This window comes from Agromyces binzhouensis (genome assembly GCF_004135055.1).
GTDB lineage: Bacteria > Actinomycetota > Actinomycetes > Actinomycetales > Microbacteriaceae > Agromyces > Agromyces binzhouensis.
In genome coordinates this window covers 1-1,757 of sequence record NZ_SDPL01000528.1, presented here as the reverse complement: position 1 = coordinate 1,757, position 1,757 = coordinate 1, and the positions used below count along the sequence as shown (strand labels likewise).

Below are 1,757 nucleotides of genomic sequence, written 5' to 3'. Positions count from 1 at the left end.
GTGCGTCGCGCGGCCCGCCTCGACGGGGTCGAGTCCGGCATCGGCGAACGTCGCGAGCAGGCGCTCGTCGAGGCGCCTCGCGTTGGGCCCGTCGAGCGGGGTCGCGAGGAGCAGGCCCACCGCGCCGGGCCGTTCGACGAGGATCGAGCGCAGCGCCTCAGCGAGCGCGACGACGCGAGCGCGCGCGGATTGCGCGGCCGGGACATCCGCTTCGCCGGTGTCGAGGCGGCCGAGCAGCTGCTCGACCATGCCGGCGAGCAGCGCGCCCTTGTTGGGGTAGTACGTGTACATCGCCGTCGGCGTCAGCCCGAGCACGCCGGCGACGCCGCGGACGGAGACCGCGTCGAACCCCTTCGTCTCGAGCAGCTCGAAGGCGGCCTCGAGGATCTCCGCGTGCGTGAGGCTGCGTCGTGGTCCGGGTCTCATGGGGCCTTCCGTAGGGGACTCGACACACCGTACAGTGTTGCGACCGACCCCAGGCGCGTGGACGCGGACGCGAACGCGTGCCACGCTGGACGCGAGCGGCGGGGCGACGCAGGCCTCGCGCCGGACGAGGAGGTCGAGCGCATGACGCAGCCGGACGCCGCACGGATCACGGTCGTGGGCGACGCCCTGATCGACGAGCTGCGGGACCCCTCGGGATCGCGCGAGTTCGTCGGCGGCGCCGCCCTCAACGTCGCGGTCGGGCTCGCGCTGCTCGGCGAGCAGGTCACGCTCGTGGCGATGCTCGGCGACGACGAACCCGCCTCGCGCATCCGCGCCTTCCTCGACGACTACGGCGTGCGGCTCGTCGAGAGCCCCTCGGCGCTCGGCACGTCCCGCGCCGTCTCCGACCGCAGCGAGGGCGGCGAACCGCGCTACGTGTTCAACGACGCCGCGCAGCACCGTCGACTCTCCTTCGACGCCGCGACGCGCGAGGCGCTCGGAGAGGCCGACCTCGTGGTCGTGAGCTGCTATCCGTTCGACGACGCCGAGCAGGTCGACGCGCTGCTCGACGCGGTGCACGATCCCGAGCAGCGGCTCATCGTCGACGGCAACCCGCGCGCGGGCATGCTCCACGACCGCGAGGCGTTCCTCGCCGCCTTCGAGCGCGTCGCGTCGCGCTCGCTGCTCGTGAAGGCCGGCGACGAGGACGCGGAACTGCTCGCACGCGAGCCCCTCGACGCATTCGTGCGACGGCTCCGTTCGGGTGGACCCGGTCGACCCGCGGTGCTCGCCACGGCCGGTCGGCAGGGGGCCGACGTCCACCACGGCGACCTCGACGTCCACGTCGACATCGTCGACCTCCCCGGCCGGGTCGTCGACACGATGGGCGCGGGCGATGCGACGCTCGCGGCGATCGTCCACCACGTCGCCCGAGACGGCATGCCGGCCGACCGGGAGGCCTGGGCGGCGGCGCTCGACGAGGCGATGACCATCGCCGCCGCGACCGTCCGCCACGAGGGCGCGCTGCTCCGCACCGGGTCGCCGTCACCGCAGCTCGGGAGCTGACCCGCCGAACGGGGGTCTTGCGTGCGTGCCGGGGCGGGGTCGTAGACTCGCCCCAACCGCTGATGGCGACATCGGCACGGTGCGCACCCCGATCGGCGCTCCGCCCCAGAGAACTCCGATCTCGGCACCATGCCACGCCGGAGGCGAGCCGAATCCCCCGGCGCGCGCCACGAGACCCGCGTCGGTCGCCGCGCGCCGACCCGCGCGAACGGCGCGACGAGAGGAGTGGCAGTGCCCGATGCCGCCGGCGGCCATCCGGCCACCTC

General features: G+C 74.4%; 2 protein-coding genes. One reads left to right on the top strand and one right to left on the bottom strand.

Annotated elements, in window-relative coordinates; genetic code table 11:
- Window positions 1-426 (bottom strand): TetR/AcrR family transcriptional regulator (locus ESO86_RS16415; protein ID WP_165308155.1); only part of this gene is annotated, 426 nt, incomplete at its 3' end.
- Between the two features lie 141 nt (window positions 427-567).
- Between ESO86_RS16415 and ESO86_RS16410 the strand changes: the two genes are divergently transcribed.
- Window positions 568-1,491, top strand: coding sequence for a carbohydrate kinase family protein (locus tag ESO86_RS16410; protein WP_129235899.1), 924 nt, complete (start codon window positions 568-570; stop codon window positions 1,489-1,491).
- Window positions 1,492-1,757 lie beyond the last annotated feature (266 nt).

What these genes read in the sequence shown, in the direction of transcription:
- ESO86_RS16410 (WP_129235899.1), top strand. Translation starts at nt 568, where the DNA reads ATGACGCAGCCGGACGCCGCACGGATCACGGTCGTGGGCGACGCCCTG.